Annotated in this window: 18 protein-coding genes and 1 tRNA gene; 7 read left to right on the top strand and 12 right to left on the bottom strand. The window is 45.6% G+C overall.

The window, feature by feature from the left end; genetic code table 11:
* Positions 1–13 precede the first annotated feature (13 nt).
* Positions 14–943: an RNA polymerase sigma factor RpoH gene (gene rpoH / locus PNUC_RS10000; RefSeq protein ID WP_011903764.1), complete on the bottom strand. Its 930-nt coding sequence runs from the start codon at positions 941–943 to the stop codon at positions 14–16.
* Positions 944–1035: 92 nt separating this feature from the next.
* Complete coding sequence (ftsY, locus tag PNUC_RS09995; RefSeq protein WP_011903763.1) at positions 1036–1926, bottom strand: signal recognition particle-docking protein FtsY; 891 nt, start codon at positions 1924–1926, stop codon at positions 1036–1038.
* A 63-nt stretch (positions 1927–1989) separates the two neighbouring features.
* Here ftsY and PNUC_RS09990 point away from each other — a divergent pair, with 63 nt between their 5' ends.
* The 5 genes from PNUC_RS09990 to PNUC_RS09970 are packed head-to-tail and all read left to right on the top strand — an operon-like array spanning position 1990 to position 6122.
* The gene (locus PNUC_RS09990) at positions 1990–3357 is read left to right on the top strand and encodes a M16 family metallopeptidase (RefSeq protein ID WP_011903762.1); all 1368 of its coding nucleotides are present in this window, start codon (positions 1990–1992) and stop codon (positions 3355–3357) included.
* A complete protein-coding gene (locus PNUC_RS09985) occupies positions 3357–4694 on the top strand; it encodes a M16 family metallopeptidase (protein ID WP_011903761.1) in 1338 nt (445 codons plus the stop codon). The genes PNUC_RS09990 and PNUC_RS09985 overlap by 1 nt, the downstream gene beginning before the upstream one ends.
* A 19-nt stretch (positions 4695–4713) precedes the next feature.
* Positions 4714–5304 carry a 16S rRNA (guanine(966)-N(2))-methyltransferase RsmD gene (gene rsmD, locus PNUC_RS09980; RefSeq protein ID WP_011903760.1) on the top strand — a complete coding sequence of 197 codons (591 nt, stop codon included), beginning with the start codon at positions 4714–4716 and terminating at the stop codon, positions 5302–5304.
* A gap of 36 nt (positions 5305–5340) precedes the next feature.
* Positions 5341–5838, top strand: coding sequence for a pantetheine-phosphate adenylyltransferase (gene coaD / locus PNUC_RS09975; protein ID WP_011903759.1), 498 nt, complete (start codon positions 5341–5343; stop codon positions 5836–5838).
* Between the two features lie 17 nt (positions 5839–5855).
* Positions 5856–6122, top strand: a complete 267-nt coding sequence (locus tag PNUC_RS09970) for a YfhL family 4Fe-4S dicluster ferredoxin (protein WP_011903758.1) — start codon at positions 5856–5858, stop codon at positions 6120–6122.
* Positions 6123–6127: 5 nt separating this feature from the next.
* Here PNUC_RS09970 and pth read toward each other — a convergent pair whose 3' ends face one another.
* The 6 genes from pth to PNUC_RS09940 form a co-directional block, all read right to left on the bottom strand.
* A complete protein-coding gene (gene pth, locus PNUC_RS09965) occupies positions 6128–6718 on the bottom strand; it encodes an aminoacyl-tRNA hydrolase (RefSeq protein ID WP_011903757.1) in 591 nt (196 codons plus the stop codon).
* An 85-nt stretch (positions 6719–6803) separates the two neighbouring features.
* Complete coding sequence (locus PNUC_RS09960) at positions 6804–7445, bottom strand: 50S ribosomal protein L25/general stress protein Ctc (protein WP_011903756.1); 642 nt, start codon at positions 7443–7445, stop codon at positions 6804–6806.
* 135 nt (positions 7446–7580) lie between these two features.
* Positions 7581–8546 carry a ribose-phosphate pyrophosphokinase gene (locus PNUC_RS09955; RefSeq protein ID WP_011903755.1) on the bottom strand — a complete coding sequence of 322 codons (966 nt, stop codon included), beginning with the start codon at positions 8544–8546 and terminating at the stop codon, positions 7581–7583.
* Positions 8547–8600: 54 nt separating this feature from the next.
* Positions 8601–8677, bottom strand: a tRNA-Gln gene (locus PNUC_RS09950).
* 5 nt (positions 8678–8682) lie between these two features.
* Positions 8683–9567: a 4-(cytidine 5'-diphospho)-2-C-methyl-D-erythritol kinase gene (gene ispE, locus PNUC_RS09945; RefSeq protein WP_011903754.1), complete on the bottom strand. Its 885-nt coding sequence runs from the start codon at positions 9565–9567 to the stop codon at positions 8683–8685.
* On the bottom strand, positions 9560–11044 hold the full coding sequence (locus PNUC_RS09940) for an outer membrane lipoprotein LolB (RefSeq protein ID WP_011903753.1): 1485 nt from the start codon (positions 11042–11044) through the stop codon (positions 9560–9562). Before PNUC_RS09940 ends, ispE begins: the two co-directional genes overlap by 8 nt.
* A 35-nt stretch (positions 11045–11079) precedes the next feature.
* Between PNUC_RS09940 and mutM the strand changes: the two genes are divergently transcribed.
* Together mutM and mutY are read left to right on the top strand one after the other, a co-directional pair.
* Positions 11080–11916 carry a bifunctional DNA-formamidopyrimidine glycosylase/DNA-(apurinic or apyrimidinic site) lyase gene (gene mutM, locus PNUC_RS09935; RefSeq protein WP_011903752.1) on the top strand — a complete coding sequence of 279 codons (837 nt, stop codon included), beginning with the start codon at positions 11080–11082 and terminating at the stop codon, positions 11914–11916.
* Positions 11901–13046 (top strand): A/G-specific adenine glycosylase, encoded by a 1146-nt coding sequence (gene mutY / locus PNUC_RS09930; protein WP_011903751.1) that lies wholly within the window; start codon positions 11901–11903, stop codon positions 13044–13046. The genes mutM and mutY overlap by 16 nt, the downstream gene beginning before the upstream one ends.
* On the opposite strand, the gene rapZ is transcribed toward mutY, so the two are convergent.
* Genes rapZ through hpf form a run of 4 tightly spaced genes read right to left on the bottom strand, consistent with a single transcriptional unit; the run spans position 12991 to position 15686 of the window.
* On the bottom strand, positions 12991–13881 hold the full coding sequence (gene rapZ, locus PNUC_RS09925; protein ID WP_011903750.1) for an RNase adapter RapZ: 891 nt from the start codon (positions 13879–13881) through the stop codon (positions 12991–12993). The two genes, mutY and rapZ, sit on opposite strands and share 56 nt — an antisense overlap.
* 3 nt (positions 13882–13884) lie before the next feature.
* Positions 13885–14871: an HPr(Ser) kinase/phosphatase gene (gene hprK / locus PNUC_RS09920; RefSeq protein ID WP_011903749.1), complete on the bottom strand. Its 987-nt coding sequence runs from the start codon at positions 14869–14871 to the stop codon at positions 13885–13887.
* A complete protein-coding gene (locus PNUC_RS09915; protein WP_011903748.1) occupies positions 14868–15329 on the bottom strand; it encodes a PTS sugar transporter subunit IIA in 462 nt (153 codons plus the stop codon). The genes hprK and PNUC_RS09915 overlap by 4 nt, the downstream gene beginning before the upstream one ends.
* Positions 15330–15362: 33 nt before the next feature.
* Positions 15363–15686: a ribosome hibernation-promoting factor, HPF/YfiA family gene (gene hpf, locus PNUC_RS09910; RefSeq protein ID WP_011903747.1), complete on the bottom strand. Its 324-nt coding sequence runs from the start codon at positions 15684–15686 to the stop codon at positions 15363–15365.
* Positions 15687–15805: the final 119 nt, after the last annotated feature.

Genomic DNA, 15805 nt, shown 5'->3' with positions numbered 1-15805 from the left:
GGCAGCACTATTTTTAAGCTGCCTGAGCTTCTAAGAGGCCGCGCATCTTTTTAAGAGCGGCTGTCTCAATTTGGCGCACACGTTCTGCTGAAATGCCATATTCTGCGGCTAAATCATGAAGTGTTTTTGTTCCGTTACCTTCAGCATCCATGGCTAACCAGCGAGATTGCACAATGTTGCGACTACGCTCGTCTAGAGACATCAAGGCTTGATCCAATCTAGGGCCTTGTAGAGCATCCGCCTCTGCGCTGGCAATGCGCGCTGTGGGCTCTTGAGTGTTATCAGCTAGCCATTGAATGGGCGCATACGCGGATTCATCATCGCTGTCATCGCCCTCTAATGCAATGTCTCCACCAGCAAGCCGCATTTCCATTTCTTTAACATCCGAGCCTTTGACATCCAATGCCTTAGCTAGTGCATCTACCTCGCTAGGAGTAAGTGCGCTCAAGGTTGGCTTATTGCTACGTAAGTTAAAGAACAATTTGCGTTGTGCTTTGGTGGTTGCTGTCTTTACTAGGCGCCAATTTTTGAGAATGTACTCATGAATTTCTGCTTTGATCCAATGAATCGCGTAAGAAACAAGTCGTGCACCATTATTTGGGTCGTAGCGTTTGACTGCTTTCATTAGGCCGATATTGCCTTCTTGAATTAAGTCGGCATGAGGAATGCCATAGCCAAGATATTGACGCGCAACTGAAACAACGAGACGGAGATGCGAAAGCACCAATGTCTTCGCTGCATCTACATTTTCAGTGCGACGAAACTCCTGCGCAAGATGTAATTCTTCCGCAGCGCTGAGCATTGGTACGCGATTAACGTATGCAATGTATGAGTCGAGAGTGCCAACCCCAAGAGTCGGCAACATTGGAAATGCAGACGCCGTCGCAGCCTGCGCTACAGGCAGCCTTTGCATAGTCGGTTTGTCGAATTTCTTTTGTACCATTTTTCTTATAAATACGAGGAGTTAATAGAAGTCTATTTTAGCACTCTTGTCAAGAGAGTGCTAATGGTTTATTAATTCTATAAGTTATTGATTTAATTGAATAATTCAGATGAATACTGGTGGGCTGTGAAAGGCACTAAATCATCAATTCCTTCACCTTTGCCTAGGGCTAAAACAGCCGGTTTGGGTTCATCTTTCAGAGTGTGAGCAAGGGCGCAAATGACACCCCCTTTGGCGGTGCCATCTAACTTAGTAACAATGAGCCCTGTAAGTCCCAGGGCTGCATGAAAGGCCTTTACCTGGCTTAAACCATTCTGTCCTGTGTTGCCATCTAGTACCAGTAGGGTGTGGTGAGGGGCGCCAGGAAGCGCCTTGCCAATCACCCGCTTCACTTTTTTGAGCTCTTCCATGAGGTGATCTTGGGTAGCCAGTCGTCCCGCTGTATCAATAATTAAGATGTCACTCTTGCGAGAGTTGGCCGCATGAATTGCATCATGGGCTACGGCAGCTGCGTCACCACCATCTTGAGTGATGACATCCACTTGATTTCTGCCACCCCATTCTTGAAGTTGATTTCTAGCGGCCGCCCTAAAAGTGTCGCCAGCTGCCAGTAATACCGATTTACCTTGAGATTGAAAGAGCTTGCATAACTTGCCAATAGTGGTGGTTTTGCCTGCACCATTCACCCCTACTACCAACCAAACCTCGGGAATATGGATCTTCTGATCTGTAAATAATGGGTTTGGATTTGGTTCTAGTGAACCTAGTAAGGTACTCACTTCTTGTATGAGGAGTGCCTGGAGCTCTTCTGGGCTGGATGCTTTTTCAGATTTTGCAGCTTTACGTAATTTGATAATCAATTGTTCAGTTGTGGGGAGGCCCACATCACTTTGAATGAGTGACTCTTCTAAAGTATCAAACCAAGCTTCATCCGTCTTGCTGGTTTTGAATAGGGATCCGAGGGTTTTACGTAGGCCGAACATAATCGATACAATTTAAACCTTGCATCTTATCAATTTAATTTTTGGGAAATGGTGATTTAGCAGATGCGTTCCAATTTACTCCGAATTTCCTTTGTCCTTCTGTTTTTTGCCCAATTTTCTTGGGCTGCAGGCACTGAACCTGCCGATACCACTGAATACCAATTAAATAATGGTCTCAAATTAATTGTGCGAGAAGATCACCGGGCGCCAACGGTTGCTCACATGGTCTGGTATCGGGCTGGATCAATGGATGAAATCAATGGTCGGACTGGTGTGGCGCATGTGCTTGAGCACATGATGTTCAAGGGTACTGATAAGGTGAAGGCCGGTGAGTTTTCTCGTTTAGTTGCGGCGGTTGGTGGCCGTGAAAATGCCTTTACTAACCGTGACTATACTGCTTATTTTCAGCAGGTGGAAAAATCAAAATTAGATGATGTGATGAAGTTGGAAGCAGACCGCATGTCCAATTTGAACTTTGACGATGCTGAATTTTTAAAAGAAATTCAGGTAGTAATGGAAGAGCGTCGTTTGCGAACGGAAGATAACCCCAGCAGTCTTCTTAATGAATCTTTAATGGCAACTGCTTACATGAGTTCGCCTTATCGTCATCCAGTTGTTGGCTGGATGAATGATTTACAGAATATGAAAGCCTCTGATGCGCGTGACTGGTATAAAGGCTGGTATGCGCCTAATAATGCAACCGTCGTAGTTGCTGGCGATGTCGATCCAAAGCAAGTATTGGCTGCGGTAGAAAAATATTATGGCCCTATCTCCACACATGAGTTGCCGGTTCGTAAGCCACAAATTGAGCCACCTCAAAAAGGAATAAAGCAAGTTCAGGTGAAGGCCCCGGCTGATAACGCTCAGCTGACGATGGCTTGGAAGGTCCCAAGACTTGAGCCTGGCAAGCTAGATGAGGTTGACCCATATGCACTTGAGCTACTCACTGCCGTCCTTGATGGTTATGACAATGCACGCTTAAATCGCACGCTCGTTAAACAAGAAAAAGTAGTCAATGATGTCGGCGTAGATTACGACATGGTTTCTCGTGGACCAGAATTATTTGTAATTAGTACGACGATGGCTAAAGGAAAAACAGTAGAACAAGCTCAGAAAAGTATTCGCAATGCACTTGAGGATTTGAAGAAAGACGGAATATTAGAATCTGAGCTCAAAAGAATTAAAGTCCGCATTTTGTCAGAGCAAATCTATAAGCGAGACTCTATCTTTGGCCAGGCAATGGAAATTGGCAGTACTGAGATGGCAGGATTTTCCTGGAAAGACATCGACTACATGTTGGAAAAAATGCAGACCATTACACCTGCGCAAGTGCAGGCCGTTGCTAAGAAATATTTAGTTGATGAGGGTTTAACGATTGCGGTTTTAGATCCGCAGGCGCGTAAGGCAGCAGCAAGCAAGGAGGGCAAGTAATGATTGCTTCCTATAAAACTATTTCAGTCGTTCTCTTGGTCTTCGGTTTATTTGGCAAGGCTTATGCCATCTTGCCAATTGAACAATTAGATTCCTATAAGGGTGCTAAGGCCTATTTAGTGCAAACCAAGGCCTTACCTATGGTCGATATCGAAGTCAGCATTGATGCCGGGGATCGTTATGATCCTACTGGTAAAAGCGGCTTAGCTGATATGACTGCCGCTCTGATGAATTATGGGGCTCGAGACAATAAAGGCGTTTTAACTGAGGCGCAAATTGCCGATGAAATCGCTGACTTGGGCGCCAATATCGGCCTATCGGTTGGTGATGAGCGAGCAGTTTTACGTATTCGTAGTTTGAGTAGACAAGACTTGCGTGAGCGTGCAGTGCAATTGGCTGCCACCATGCTGAGCGCGCCAACTTACGATCCAAAAATTGTTGAGCGAGAAAAGCAAAGAACGATTACAAATTTACGTGAAGCAGAAACAAAGCCAGAGTTTGTCTTAGATAAACGATTCAAAAAATTAGTATATGGAAGCTACCCATTAGCCAATACGCCAACAGCAAAGTCAGTGGCCGCAGTAAGCGCTAACGATCTAGCGCAATTTCATAAACAGTTTTATCGTGGCGATCGTATGATCGTGAGCATTGTTGGTGATGTTGATCGGGCTCAAGCCAATCAAATTGTGCAGGCATTATTAAATCAAATTCCTGAATCAGGTGCGCCTATTACAAAGCTTCCAGAGTTGGATCGATCGCCTGTAGAGCCATTAGATCAAAGGGAAATTCAAATTCCCTTTGATTCCCAACAGGCCCACATCGCAATGGGTATGACTGCGGTGACTCGTAATAATCCCGATTACTTTCCATTAATGGTGGGGAATTATGTATTAGGCGGTGGCGGCTTTGTGTCACGCCTGATGACGGAGGTTCGTGAAAAGCGTGGCCTAGCCTACAGTGTCTTTAGTTATTTTGCTCCTGGAAAAAGTACCGGTATTTTTCAGGCGGGCTTGCAGACCAAGAGCGATCAGGGCTCTTTGGCTCTTGAAGTAATGAGCTCAACCATTGCACAATTTATTGCTGATGGCCCCACTCCATCTGAACTGGCAGCAGCTAAAGCAAACTTAATGAATGGCTATCCATTGCGGATTGATAACAATCGTAAATTGCTTGATAACGTTTCTTCTATTGCATGGAATGACTTACCACTCGACACAATGGAGGTTTGGACCAAACAAGTCGAGGCAGTCACTTTGGAGCAGGTCAAAGATGCCTTTCAAAAGTATCTTGCAATGGATCGCATGAAAATCGTCATGCTGGGGGCTCAAAATAAATAAGCCGACTAAAGCTCTGAGAGTGGAGTTGCCCAAGAAGATTCGCATTATTGGTGGCAACTGGAGAAGTCGTCTATTAACTGTTCTTGATATTCCCGGTCTGCGTCCAACAACAGATCGTATTCGCGAGACTTTATTTAATTGGCTGGGTCAAGATTTAAGTGGTCTGCGCTGTTTGGATTTGTTTGCAGGAACCGGCGCTTTGGGTTTTGAGGCAGCCTCGCGTGGGGCAAGCTTTGTTGCACTGCTCGAGAAGGATAAAAAAGCCCATGCAAACTTACGAACCAATTTTCAACTTTTGCAGTCTTCTCCTGCCGCTGGCATCGTTGAAATTCTGCATCGAGACAGTCTAGAGTATTTAAAACAACAGACTGATTATTCAAGCCATTTAATTTTTATTGACCCACCTTTTGGTGATGCCCACCTATTGGATTTGGCTGTAATAGAGGCTGCTAGGGTGTGTGATGACTCTGAGGGTGGGGGTATTTACGTGGAATTTCCCTCTAGCCGTCCTCGCCAAGAAATAGAGGCCCTCCTGCCAGGCTGGGATTGTGGAAAATACTTAGAGGCCGGTCAGGTAAAAGCCTGTCTATTTCGGAGTGGAAGAGGCTAAACTCTTGCCTGTAGCTGATAAAGCCTTAGGAGTGTTATGACTGTTGCTGTATACCCCGGAACATTTGATCCCTTTACCCGTGGGCATGAAGATTTAGTTCGTCGTGCTTCTAGTATTTTTAGTGAGCTGATCGTCGGTGTTGCCGATAGCCGCAGCAAGCGTCCTTTTTTCGGGCTGCAAGAGCGTATCGATATTGCTAAGGAAGTTTTAGGTCACTACCACAATGTCAAGGTCGTTGGTTTTTCAGGCTTGTTAAAAGATTTTGCCCGAGAGCACAATGCTCGCGTGATTGTGCGTGGTTTACGTGCCGTATCTGACTTTGAATATGAGTTCCAGATGGCCGGCATGAATCGTTATCTTTTGCCAGACGTTGAAACTTTATTTTTAACCCCATCTGATCAATACCAATTTATCTCGGGCACCTTTGTTCGTGAGATTGCTTCAATGGGTGGTGATGTGAGTAAATTTGTATTCCCATCGGTAGAAAAATGGCTCGTCCAAAAGATTGCCTCTGGCACTCAGCATTCTGAGTAGGGTCGGCGAGTAAAACAATGGCTTTATTGATTACTGACGAATGCATCAACTGTGATGTGTGCGAGCCAGAGTGTCCCAATGATGCAATTTATATGGGTTTAGAGATTTACGAGATCGACCCAGCGAAGTGCACTGAATGTGTCGGGCACTATGATGCACCTCAATGTCGTCAGGTCTGTCCAGTCGATTGCATTCCATTTCATCCTGACTATGTGGAATCTCAAGACCAGTTAATGGCAAAGTACCGTCAATTAACTGCTGCTAAAAAAGCCAATTCAGCTTAACTGAGTTAAGCCTTAGAATGCAGCTCCATCATGGCAGTTTGCGTATCGCCTTTTAAAAATAGCGGCAAAATTTGCAGCCCATTTTCAATACTGGCATCAATCATCTTTTGCTCAGCTAGCTGTGGTCTGCGTAACACATAATCAGCCACATCCATAGGGCGACCATCACCTGCAAGGTCTCGCGGATGCCCAATACCTAAGCGAAGGCGCCAGTATTCTGGCGTACTTAAATGGGCTTGTATATCTTTTAAGCCATTGTGACCACCTGTGCCACCCCCCAACTTCAGGCGTGCAGTGCCAGGCTTCAGATCAAGCTCATCTTGTACTACCAAGATTTCAGCTGGTGTGATTTTATGAAAGCGACACAATGCACCAACCGATTGACCGCTTAAATTCATATAGGTACTTGGCTTAAGTAAAAAGAGATCCTCGCCTTCCCATTTCGCCTTTGCTACTTTTCCATGAAAGCGTTTCTCAGATTCAAAACGTGAATTTAATTGTTTGGCTAAGACGTCCAAAAACCAGAAGCCAGCATTGTGCCGATCTTCTGTATGTTCCTCTCCAGGGTTGCCGAGGCCAACAATTAATTTAGTCATGATGTGAGTTTAAGGATAAAAGTATTTCCGCAAAAAAGAAAACCCGCTTGCGCGGGTCTTCTCTACGCAAAGAATGGGCTAAATATTAAGCCTTATCCTTTGGTGCTTCAGCCCCAGGAGCGGCTGCTGGTGCAGTAGGAGCATCCGTAGGCTCAGCAGCTTTAACCGCTGGGATACGTGCATTGGCAAGTACTGGATTCTCTTGTTCAACATGCAATACCAAAGTAACACCTTTTGGCAATGCGATGTCTTTAGCATGAATACCATGTCCAACTTCAATCTTGGCCAAGTCCACTTCAACAAACTCTGGCAAGTCTGCTGGTAAGCAAGAAACTTCGAGTTCAGTAAGGATGTGGCTGATAACAGCGCCTTGCAATTTCACGGCAGCTGAAGTGTCAGCATTAGTGAAGTGCAATGGAACGCGCATATGAACTTTCTCAGAAGCGGATACGCGCTGGAAGTCAATGTGCAAAACCAATGGCTTAAATGGATGCATTTGGTAATCGCGTAACAACACTTTCTGTGCTTTACCGTCGATTTCCAAATCTAAAATGGATGAGTGGAACGCTTCCTTGCGGAGAGCATGGAACAACGCGTTGTGGTCTAACTCAATGACCAAGGCTGGATCTTTACTACCGTAAACGATTCCCGGAGTTTTTCCGGAATTGCGCAGACGGCGGCTCGCACCCGTTCCCTGTACGCTTCTTTCAAAGGCAACTACTTTCATGATGAATTCCCTAGTGAGGTTAATTTCCGTTCGCGACCAAACAGAAAAGCCTTCAATTATATCGTGGGATAGAAGATTTTTGCCTACAAAAGGCTTAAAACTGCCAAAAACCGGGGTAAAACGATGATTTTTGGCTTATTCGGCAAACATGGACATGACTGAATCACCTTTGCTAATGCGAGAAAGAGTCTCGGCAAGCAGTGGGGCAACAGTCAATTGACGAATTTTGGTGACTTTCATCGCTTCTGGGGTGAGGGGAATAGTGTCTGTAACCACTAATTCATCCAATTCAGACGCTGCAATTCTGGCCACTGCACCGCCTGATAGAACGGCATGGGTGCAATAGGCAGTAACACCCTTAGCGCCACGCTCTTTAAGGGCTTCAGCAGCCTTACAGAGGGTGCCGCCAGTATCGATGATGTCATCCATGATCACGCAATGGCGGCCTTCTACTTCGCCGATTAAGTGCATCACTTCGGAGACGTTGGCTTTAGGGCGACGTTTATCAATAATCGCTAAATCAGTGCCTAATTGCTTTGCCATGGCACGGGCACGTACTACGCCCCCAATGTCGGGAGAGACGATGATGAGGTCTTTTTGGGTCTTCTGTGCCTGTAGATCAGCCAACAGCACTGGAGACGCATAGATGTTATCTACCGGGATATCAAAAAAGCCCTGAATTTGGTCGGCATGAAGATCCATGGTCAAAACACGCTCAATGCCGGCAACCGATTGAAGCATATTGGCTACGATGCGAGCGGAGATAGCCACACGAGCTGAGCGGGGACGACGATCTTGACGAGCATAGCCAAAGTAAGGAATCACTGCGGTGATGCGGCTTGCAGAAGCGCGCTTGAGGGCATCAATCATGATCATGAGCTCCATCAAACTGTCATTTGTTGGAGCACAGGTCGATTGAATGACCACCACGTTTTTGCCGCGAACGTTTTCTTGAATTTCTACTTGGATTTCACCGTCTGAGAAACGTCCTACAAAGGCTTTTCCCATAGGGAGCTTGAGCTCTTTGGCTACTGCCTCAGCCAAAACCGGATTTGCGTTGCCTGTAAATAAAGTCAATAAATCTGCGTTTGTGGAGGACATAGTCTTATGGGATTTGTAGGGTCAAAAGGTTATCTTTGTCGTTTCTACAGTATTTGGCAGGGGAAGAAGGATTCGAACCTTCGCATGCTGGAATCAAAATCCAGTGCCTTAACCAGCTTGGCGATTCCCCTACGGATCAATCTGAAGAAATCAAATTGTAAGCGGGATTTTTATTTAGCCCCCGAACAACCCGACCTATCCACCCCTTAGGAAGACTTTGTAAAAGATTTTCCAGTTTTACGCTATCGGTCTTAGGGTCTAAGACGGCAAAAACGCTACTCCCGGAGCCTGACATACGGGGCGCGGAGCCCGGTAACGCCTGACTAACCCAATCCAAAGCTTGCTTCACTTCAGGACAAATTCGCATCGCTACTGCCTGACAATCATTGATCTGATTTGACAACGGCGATGCAAGAAAGCCATCAATTGTAATCGGAGCATGGTCTCGGGTCAATTCCGGGTCATGAAAAATGCTCACTGTTGGGATAGCTCGGTTGGGAAAAATGACCAGAAAATCCCGATTTTCAAGGGAGATTTCTTGAATTTGTTCACCAATTCCTTCAACAAACGCATTTTGACCAAAAATGAAAAAGGGCACATCTGCCCCCAGTTTCAAACCTAGGTTGGACAGCGTCTTTTTATCTAAATCAAGATTCCAAAGCGTATTTAAGCCTATCAAGGTGCTTGCTGCATCCGATGAGCCGCCTCCCAGCCCTGCCCCCATAGGAATTTCTTTTTTCAAGTCGATTTCAACACCCAAATCTATCTTGCAAAAATCCTTTACTAGTTTTGCAGCGCGCACAACTAAATCTTGTTCTGGTGACACGTCGGGTATCGGATTAATGCGACGAACTTCATTTTCTGGAATCCGTTTTAAGTGAACGGTATCAGTCCAATCAATTAACTGAAAAACAGATTGCAGAAGATGATAGCCATCAGGTCGTTGGCCAACAATGTGCAGAAATAAATTGAGCTTGGCTGGTGAGCGAAGCGTTAAAGACTGTTGAGGCTGTTTACTCATTGGTTTGATCAAAGACAAGACGAATATCTATAGATCCAATATTTGAGCTACGGTTCATCACCAGTTTTTCTAACTGGTTTTTATTGTTCCAGGTGTAGATCAAGCTCCAACCATCTTGAGTAATTTTGCTGACTTGTCCATTGGCATTTCTTTCAACGCTCGCTTCACTACCAGCACGTACTTGACCTTTTAACCAATTTGACAATCCGCGCGCCGGCAGCGGTAGACCAAGAGTATTTTGAACTAAGGTATCTGCATCGATTGCGGTAACGACTTGACCATCACGTTCAAGGCTTGCCTCTCCTGGTGTGATGATAATTTTTGCAACTGATCCGCCAACTGGGTTGCGTATTTCAAGAGTATCTTTTAGATCTTCTTGTATCAAAGTAAAACCACCCGATCCACCTTGATTTTGACTTTCAATCAGGCCGGTTACCTTAACTGCAAAACGCCCATCCCAAGAGCCATTTTGAGCTTGATCTGTATTGGTCCAGTCAGGCTTAAGACGTTTTAATGTTTCCAATAAAACTGGATTATTCGCATCTAACTGTTGCCCTTGACGCCATATTGCTTCAGCTTCTGCTTTGCGATTCATGGTCCATAGTACTTCACCAATATGCGCAGCAATATCTGCTTCAGGTTTTATCTCATAGGCCTGCTGTAATTGTTCTAGAGCAAGAGTATTTTTTCCCAATCGAAAATTAACCCAGCCCAGACTATCTAGAATGAAACCATCCTTTGGCGATAGTTGATGCGCTTTGCTAATGAGTGCAAATGCCTCTGGTAAATTCTGATTGCGATCAGCGAGAGAGTAACCGAGGGCATTTAAGGTATTGGGATCGTTCGGATTAGTGCGCAATATCTCACGTAAGGTTTTTTCCATCACATCTATCCGACCCATTTTTTCGGCAGACATCGCATAGGTATAAAGAAGCGCTGGGTTTTTAGGCATGGGCTTAGCGGCCGAGGCGATTTCATAAAAAGCTCGCATGGCCTCTGTCTCATCTTTGGCTTTGCTCAACAAGGTTTGCAATTGAAGCAAAGTAGCTTCTTGTTGTGCAGGGGTCTCCTTACGAAGCAGTTCAATAGCAGGCTTCACTGCATCAGGCCAACGATTACTTAAAACTAGTAGCGTGACAAACACCTCTTTGGGTTTGATCTCTGAGGGGGGCGAAAGCGCATCCCAGAGTTGTGCGGCTTGCAGCGCTAAATTTGGGGATCCGCCGGCAATTCCAATTTCCATCGCTCTTTGGGCAAGTCGAGGATCTCTATATTGACGGGCCATCTCCATATAAGTGCCATAAGCAAGGCCTGCCTCACCATGCTGCAAAGCCAGTTCGGAGGCAATGACTTCAAATACGGCTTGCCCGGATTGCATCTCATCAGTCTGCGCATTTGCATGACTAGAAAGAAATGTGCTACCAAGTGCCGCCAGGAATAGGCCCTTTAATATGGGTTTTAGTATGAATTTGCTCATAAGCACATTCTAATCCGCGAATCTACAATTGATTTATGCCAGAACTTCCAGAAGTAGAAGTCACTAAATTAGGAATAGCCCCCCACCTTCAGGGGAGGACTATTAGCGCCATCAAGGTAATCGATGGCCGCCTGCGCTGGCCTGTACCCAAAAGCTTACCTCAGATTTTGCCGGGACAGAAAATCCAGTCTATTGCGCGACGTGGAAAGTACTTGTTGTTAGAACTTGAAAAGGGCTGCCTTCTCATCCATCTTGGAATGACAGGAACCTTACGGGTATTACCAAGCTCAGAGCCTCTTAAATTGCATGATCGAGTTACATTTGAATTTGGTCGTTTAAGTTTGCGTTTACATGACCCAAGAAAATTTGGAGCGGTTTTATGGCATCCTAAAATTAAAGGGCCGGTAGAAAGCAATCCACTTTTATTAAAGCTTGGGGTAGAACCTTTTTCATCCGCATTTGAAGGTGAGCTTGGAACAGGGATTTTGTATCAAGCTTCTCGTAAGCGAAGCGTAGCCGTAAAGCAATTTCTTTTAGCGGGTCAAGCAGTTGTTGGAGTGGGCAATATTTATTGTTCTGAAAGTTTGTTTGAGGCAGGTATTCATCCAGCTAAAGCTGCAGGTAAGCTGACACGCCCTCAATGCTCACGACTGGCAAGCGCTGTGAGAAGTATTTTAAAAAAGGCAATAGATGCTGGCGGTAGCACTCTGAAAGACTTTGTGAATAGCGATGGCGATCCTGGCCACTTCACAGTGCAATCTAAAGTGTACGATCGCAAGGGCCTGCCATGTAAAGTGTGCAAAACCCCTATCCAACAGATTGTGCAAGGGCAACGCTCAACCTATTTTTGCCCAGTATGTCAAAAACGGTAATCGATTCTTTTTCAAAAAAACTCATCGCGTGGCATGCCCAGAGCGGGCGCTCTGGATTGCCTTGGCAGGGCAATCGCGATCCTTATGCGGTATGGGTTTCCGAAATCATGTTGCAGCAAACTCAGGTAGCTACTGTTCTCGAGCGTTATCCCCGCTTTATGAAGCGCTTCCCGACGGTTAAAAAACTGGCTGCTGCAGACGTTGATGACGTTCTAGCGGAGTGGGCTGGTTTGGGTTATTACTCTCGCGCAAGAAATTTACATGCGTGCGCACAACAGATTGTTCGAGAATTTGCAGGAAAGTTTCCACAAGATCCTGCGCTACTAGAGCAGTTAAAGGGAATTGGGCGATCCACTGCAGGTGCTATTGCTGCTTTTGCATTTCATGAGCGAGCACCAATTTTAGATGCCAATGTAAAACGAATCTTGGCACGTTTATTTGCAATTGAAGGCGCCATTCAAGATAAAGCAGTCAATGACTCTTTGTGGAAATTAGCTACAGAATTATTGCCTCTAAAGCCGCAAGATATGCCTACCTATACGCAGGCATTAATGGACTTTGGAGCAACGTGGTGCACTTCTCGTAAGCCAGTCTGTTTAAGTGGTGAGAAAAAATGTCCTTTTGCTAAGGACTGTCAGGCAAACCTCAGCGATCAAGTGCTTGCTTTGCCGAAAAAGGTCATCAAGAGTAAATCCCCGGAGTTTGATTGCCATATGTTGTTGTTGCGCTCAGGCAATTCGGTACTACTTCAAAAGCGTCCAGATAAAGCGATATGGGGCGGTCTATGGTCTTTACCGGAATCGCCTTGGGCTCCGAGGGACCTCAGTTTTTTAAAAGAGGAGCTAAGCTCAAGCAATTTATTAAGTCTTACGCTTCCTGAAGAAAAATCAGTCCTTTTTTTGAGAAATTGCACACCCCCAAACAGGGGGTTTTACATCAAACATGTTTTTACGCATCGCTGTCTATGGATGCAGATATGGGAGGTGAATGCAATGAAGACCATCCCATTTACGAATCCAAATTTGAAATGGGTGCCCCTAAAGCAATTGGGCCGCCATGGATTACCGCAGCCAATTAAAGTTTTGTTACAGGGATTGAGTCTAGCTCGCGATGGCGATCTAAAAAATTAAGTTGTAGATCAATCAGATCTTTTTGCGCGCGGAAATGCTCGCTAATTCTATTAACCAAATAGACAGAACGATGTTGGCCACCAGTACAACCAATGGCTACCGTTAAATAGCTTCTTCCATCGGCGATATAGTGCGGTAACCATTTTTCAATAAATTGAATAATGTCACATTCCATGCTGATTACCTCAGGAATTTTTTCTAAGAACTCTTTAACGGGCTTATCGTTGCCTGTTAAGGGTCTTAAGATCTTGTCGTAGTGAGGATTGGGTAGGCAGCGGACATCAAAAACCAAATCTGCTTCACTCGGCACGCCTTTTTTAAAGCCAAACGATTCAAAAACCACCGTCAATCCAGTTGGCTTATCTTTCAGAAGATCTTGAATCCAGGATCTCAGGGCATGAGCAGGAAGACTGCTGGTATCAATGCTATGCGCTTGCGCGCGTAAGGGTTCTAGGAGATTTCGCTCACGATCAATCGCTTCAATCAGTGTTGCTGATTGTGTTTGTTGGGCGCTAGTAGAGAGTGGGTGACGTCGACGGGTTTCTGAGAAGCGTTGCACCAAAGTATTGGTGTCTGCATTGAGAAATACCACTCGAACTTGATGATTGCGGCGAAGGTTTTCAAGTATCGAGGGTAGTTGTGCAATCGATTGTCCACGGCGTGCATCAATAGCTACCGCAACCCGTTCACTATTCTCGCCCTCTAAAGTTTGTATGAGATTTTCCAGCAAAGAGACTGGCAGGTTGTCTACACAGTCATATCCTGCATCTTCAAAAGCCCTCAGGGCTACTGATTTACCTGAGCCTGAGATTCCAGTAATCAGATTAATTTGCATAAGTTAGAGTAAGCGACCCTGTGATTTGATTGAGTCAGACTCTGCATTCATTTGAATCCGCTGTCGCTCTATGAATTCTTTCAAGGTATCAATGCCGCGCAATTGCAAGATGGTATTGCGCACAGCCGCCTCAACGAGCACCGCCAAGTTACGACCAGCCGCCACCTGAATTTTGACTGTTCTAATGGGAATGCCCAATACATCAATATGCTGAGCTTCCAGTGGCAATCTTTCAAATTCACCATCGGTTCTGCGAACCAATTGAACAATCAAGCGTAGTTTTAATTTCCGACGTACAGCTGTTTCACCAAAGATGGTGCGAATATCCAATAAACCCAGACCGCGAACTTCAAGAAGATTGCGGAGAATGACAGGGCAACGACCCTCAATGTAGTCTGGACCAAGCCGTGCAAAGTCCACAGCATCATCAGCCACCAATCCATGGCCACGAGAAATTAGCTCAAGACCCAATTCACTTTTGCCTAAACCAGATTCGCCGGTTAGTAGAACGCCGAGACCCAAGATGTCCATGAATACCCCGTGCATCGTAATTTGAGGGGCGCCAATTTTGGTTAGATAGGTGCGTAAATGGTCAATGACCTCTGCTGCGGAAATATGGGTAGTAAATAATGGTGTGGAAGAGCGCTGGCAAAAAAGCTGCAAATCAGGATCGGCGTTTTTGCCGTCAGCCACAATCACGCACGGAGGGGTTTTTGAAATCAAACTCGCGATTTGCTCTTGCTTTTGTTTGGGTTCAAGTGCTGCATGATAGTCAACCTCTTGGTCGCCAAATATCTGAATACGACTAGGATGGATCAAATTTAAGTGACCCACTAGGTCAGAGCTGGCTGCTGCTGCCTTAACTGCTTCTGGTGGGAATGTGCGCTCAGCACCCTCAAGACCACCAATCCAGGAAAGTTTTAGATCTGAAACGTTGTCATCAAAAATCTGCTGGGCAGTTACTCCATCTAGGAGTAATGGTTGCGTCATTTTGGATTTCCCCAATGTTGCAATAGTTCACATACCTTGACGGGGTCAGTCGCAGAAGATAGTGCCCCACGAGCCTCAGAGTCTGATAGTAGCTGAGCGATGAAAGACAAAATTTCCAAATGCTGTTGCGTGGCTTTTTCGGGAACCAATAAGAAAATAAAGGTAGATACCGACTCACCATCAGGGGCAGCAAACTCGATAGGGTCTTTTAGTCTGATGAAAGCTGCTGCGGGCTGTTTCAGGCCTTTAACACGACCATGCGGTATGGCAACGCCAGCACCAAGTGCTGTGGAGCCTAATTCCTCACGAGCGTTAAGAAAGCTGACAACGGCATTTGCATCGATACCAGTTTGTTTAGCGAAAAGCTCCCCGGCGGCTGCAAATGCATCAGCTCTGTTTTTGGCAGGGCTATCTAATGCAATGCAGTCGGGGGTAAAGAGATTGGTCAGGGCATTCATTACAAATGATTATAGGTGTCCTGACAACTCGGATTACTCAAAATGCTTCTCGTGATGATGATCTTGGATCTTTTCTTTGTGTTTCACGACTTGACGCTCAAGTTTATCGACTACTGCGTCCATAGCGTGGTAAAGATCCGCATTGTGGGCTTCGGCAAATAATTCCTTGCCCTTGAGGTGAAGGGTGATCTCAGCGCTTTGACGAAGACTTTTTTCTTTGGCGTTATCCACGACCAAAAAGGCTGATGCATCAAGGACGTGATCGAAGTGCTTGCGAATTTTGGCTAAGCCGGTCTCAAGATGCGTACGCATGGCTGGGGTAACTTCTACATGACGGCTATTAATTTTTAAATTCATTAGCAACTCCTTTTATCAGTGCTTGCGCATGCTTATACCCGGGGTGCGCAGCGAGCCCCTGTCATTTTTTTAACTGTTTTTTTGGGAAAGTACTTCATGAACCTCCAGCGTATCAGCGA

Origin of the sequence: Polynucleobacter asymbioticus QLW-P1DMWA-1 (genome assembly GCF_000016345.1) — a bacterium.
GTDB lineage: Bacteria > Pseudomonadota > Gammaproteobacteria > Burkholderiales > Burkholderiaceae > Polynucleobacter > Polynucleobacter asymbioticus.
This window is presented reverse-complemented; position numbering and strand designations above follow the sequence as displayed.

Excerpts from the sequence above, each read along its gene's own strand:
- rapZ (WP_011903750.1), bottom strand. The coding sequence starts at position 13,881 with ATGCAAATTAATCTGATTACTGGAATCTCAGGCTCAGGTAAATCAGTA.
- PNUC_RS09960 (WP_011903756.1), bottom strand. The coding sequence starts at position 7,445 with ATGAAAGTAGTTGCCTTTGAAAGAAGCGTACAGGGAACGGGTGCGAGC.
- hpf (WP_011903747.1), bottom strand. The coding sequence starts at position 15,686 with ATGAATTTAAAAATTAATAGCCGTCATGTAGAAGTTACCCCAGCCATG.
- PNUC_RS09990 (WP_011903762.1), top strand. The coding sequence starts at position 1,990 with ATGCGTTCCAATTTACTCCGAATTTCCTTTGTCCTTCTGTTTTTTGCC.
- PNUC_RS09985 (WP_011903761.1), top strand. The coding sequence starts at position 3,357 with ATGATTGCTTCCTATAAAACTATTTCAGTCGTTCTCTTGGTCTTCGGT.
- coaD (WP_011903759.1), top strand. The coding sequence starts at position 5,341 with ATGACTGTTGCTGTATACCCCGGAACATTTGATCCCTTTACCCGTGGG.
- hprK (WP_011903749.1), bottom strand. The coding sequence starts at position 14,871 with ATGACGCAACCATTACTCCTAGATGGAGTAACTGCCCAGCAGATTTTT.
- PNUC_RS09955 (WP_011903755.1), bottom strand. The coding sequence starts at position 8,546 with ATGTCCTCCACAAACGCAGATTTATTGACTTTATTTACAGGCAACGCA.
- PNUC_RS09915 (WP_011903748.1), bottom strand. The coding sequence starts at position 15,329 with ATGAATGCCCTGACCAATCTCTTTACCCCCGACTGCATTGCATTAGAT.
- rpoH (WP_011903764.1), bottom strand. The coding sequence starts at position 943 with ATGGTACAAAAGAAATTCGACAAACCGACTATGCAAAGGCTGCCTGTA.
- PNUC_RS09970 (WP_011903758.1), top strand. The coding sequence starts at position 5,856 with ATGGCTTTATTGATTACTGACGAATGCATCAACTGTGATGTGTGCGAG.
- ispE (WP_011903754.1), bottom strand. The coding sequence starts at position 9,567 with ATGAGTAAACAGCCTCAACAGTCTTTAACGCTTCGCTCACCAGCCAAG.
- ftsY (WP_011903763.1), bottom strand. The coding sequence starts at position 1,926 with ATGTTCGGCCTACGTAAAACCCTCGGATCCCTATTCAAAACCAGCAAG.
- mutM (WP_011903752.1), top strand. The coding sequence starts at position 11,080 with ATGCCAGAACTTCCAGAAGTAGAAGTCACTAAATTAGGAATAGCCCCC.
- pth (WP_011903757.1), bottom strand. The coding sequence starts at position 6,718 with ATGACTAAATTAATTGTTGGCCTCGGCAACCCTGGAGAGGAACATACA.
- PNUC_RS09940 (WP_011903753.1), bottom strand. The coding sequence starts at position 11,044 with ATGAGCAAATTCATACTAAAACCCATATTAAAGGGCCTATTCCTGGCG.
- mutY (WP_011903751.1), top strand. The coding sequence starts at position 11,901 with ATGTCAAAAACGGTAATCGATTCTTTTTCAAAAAAACTCATCGCGTGG.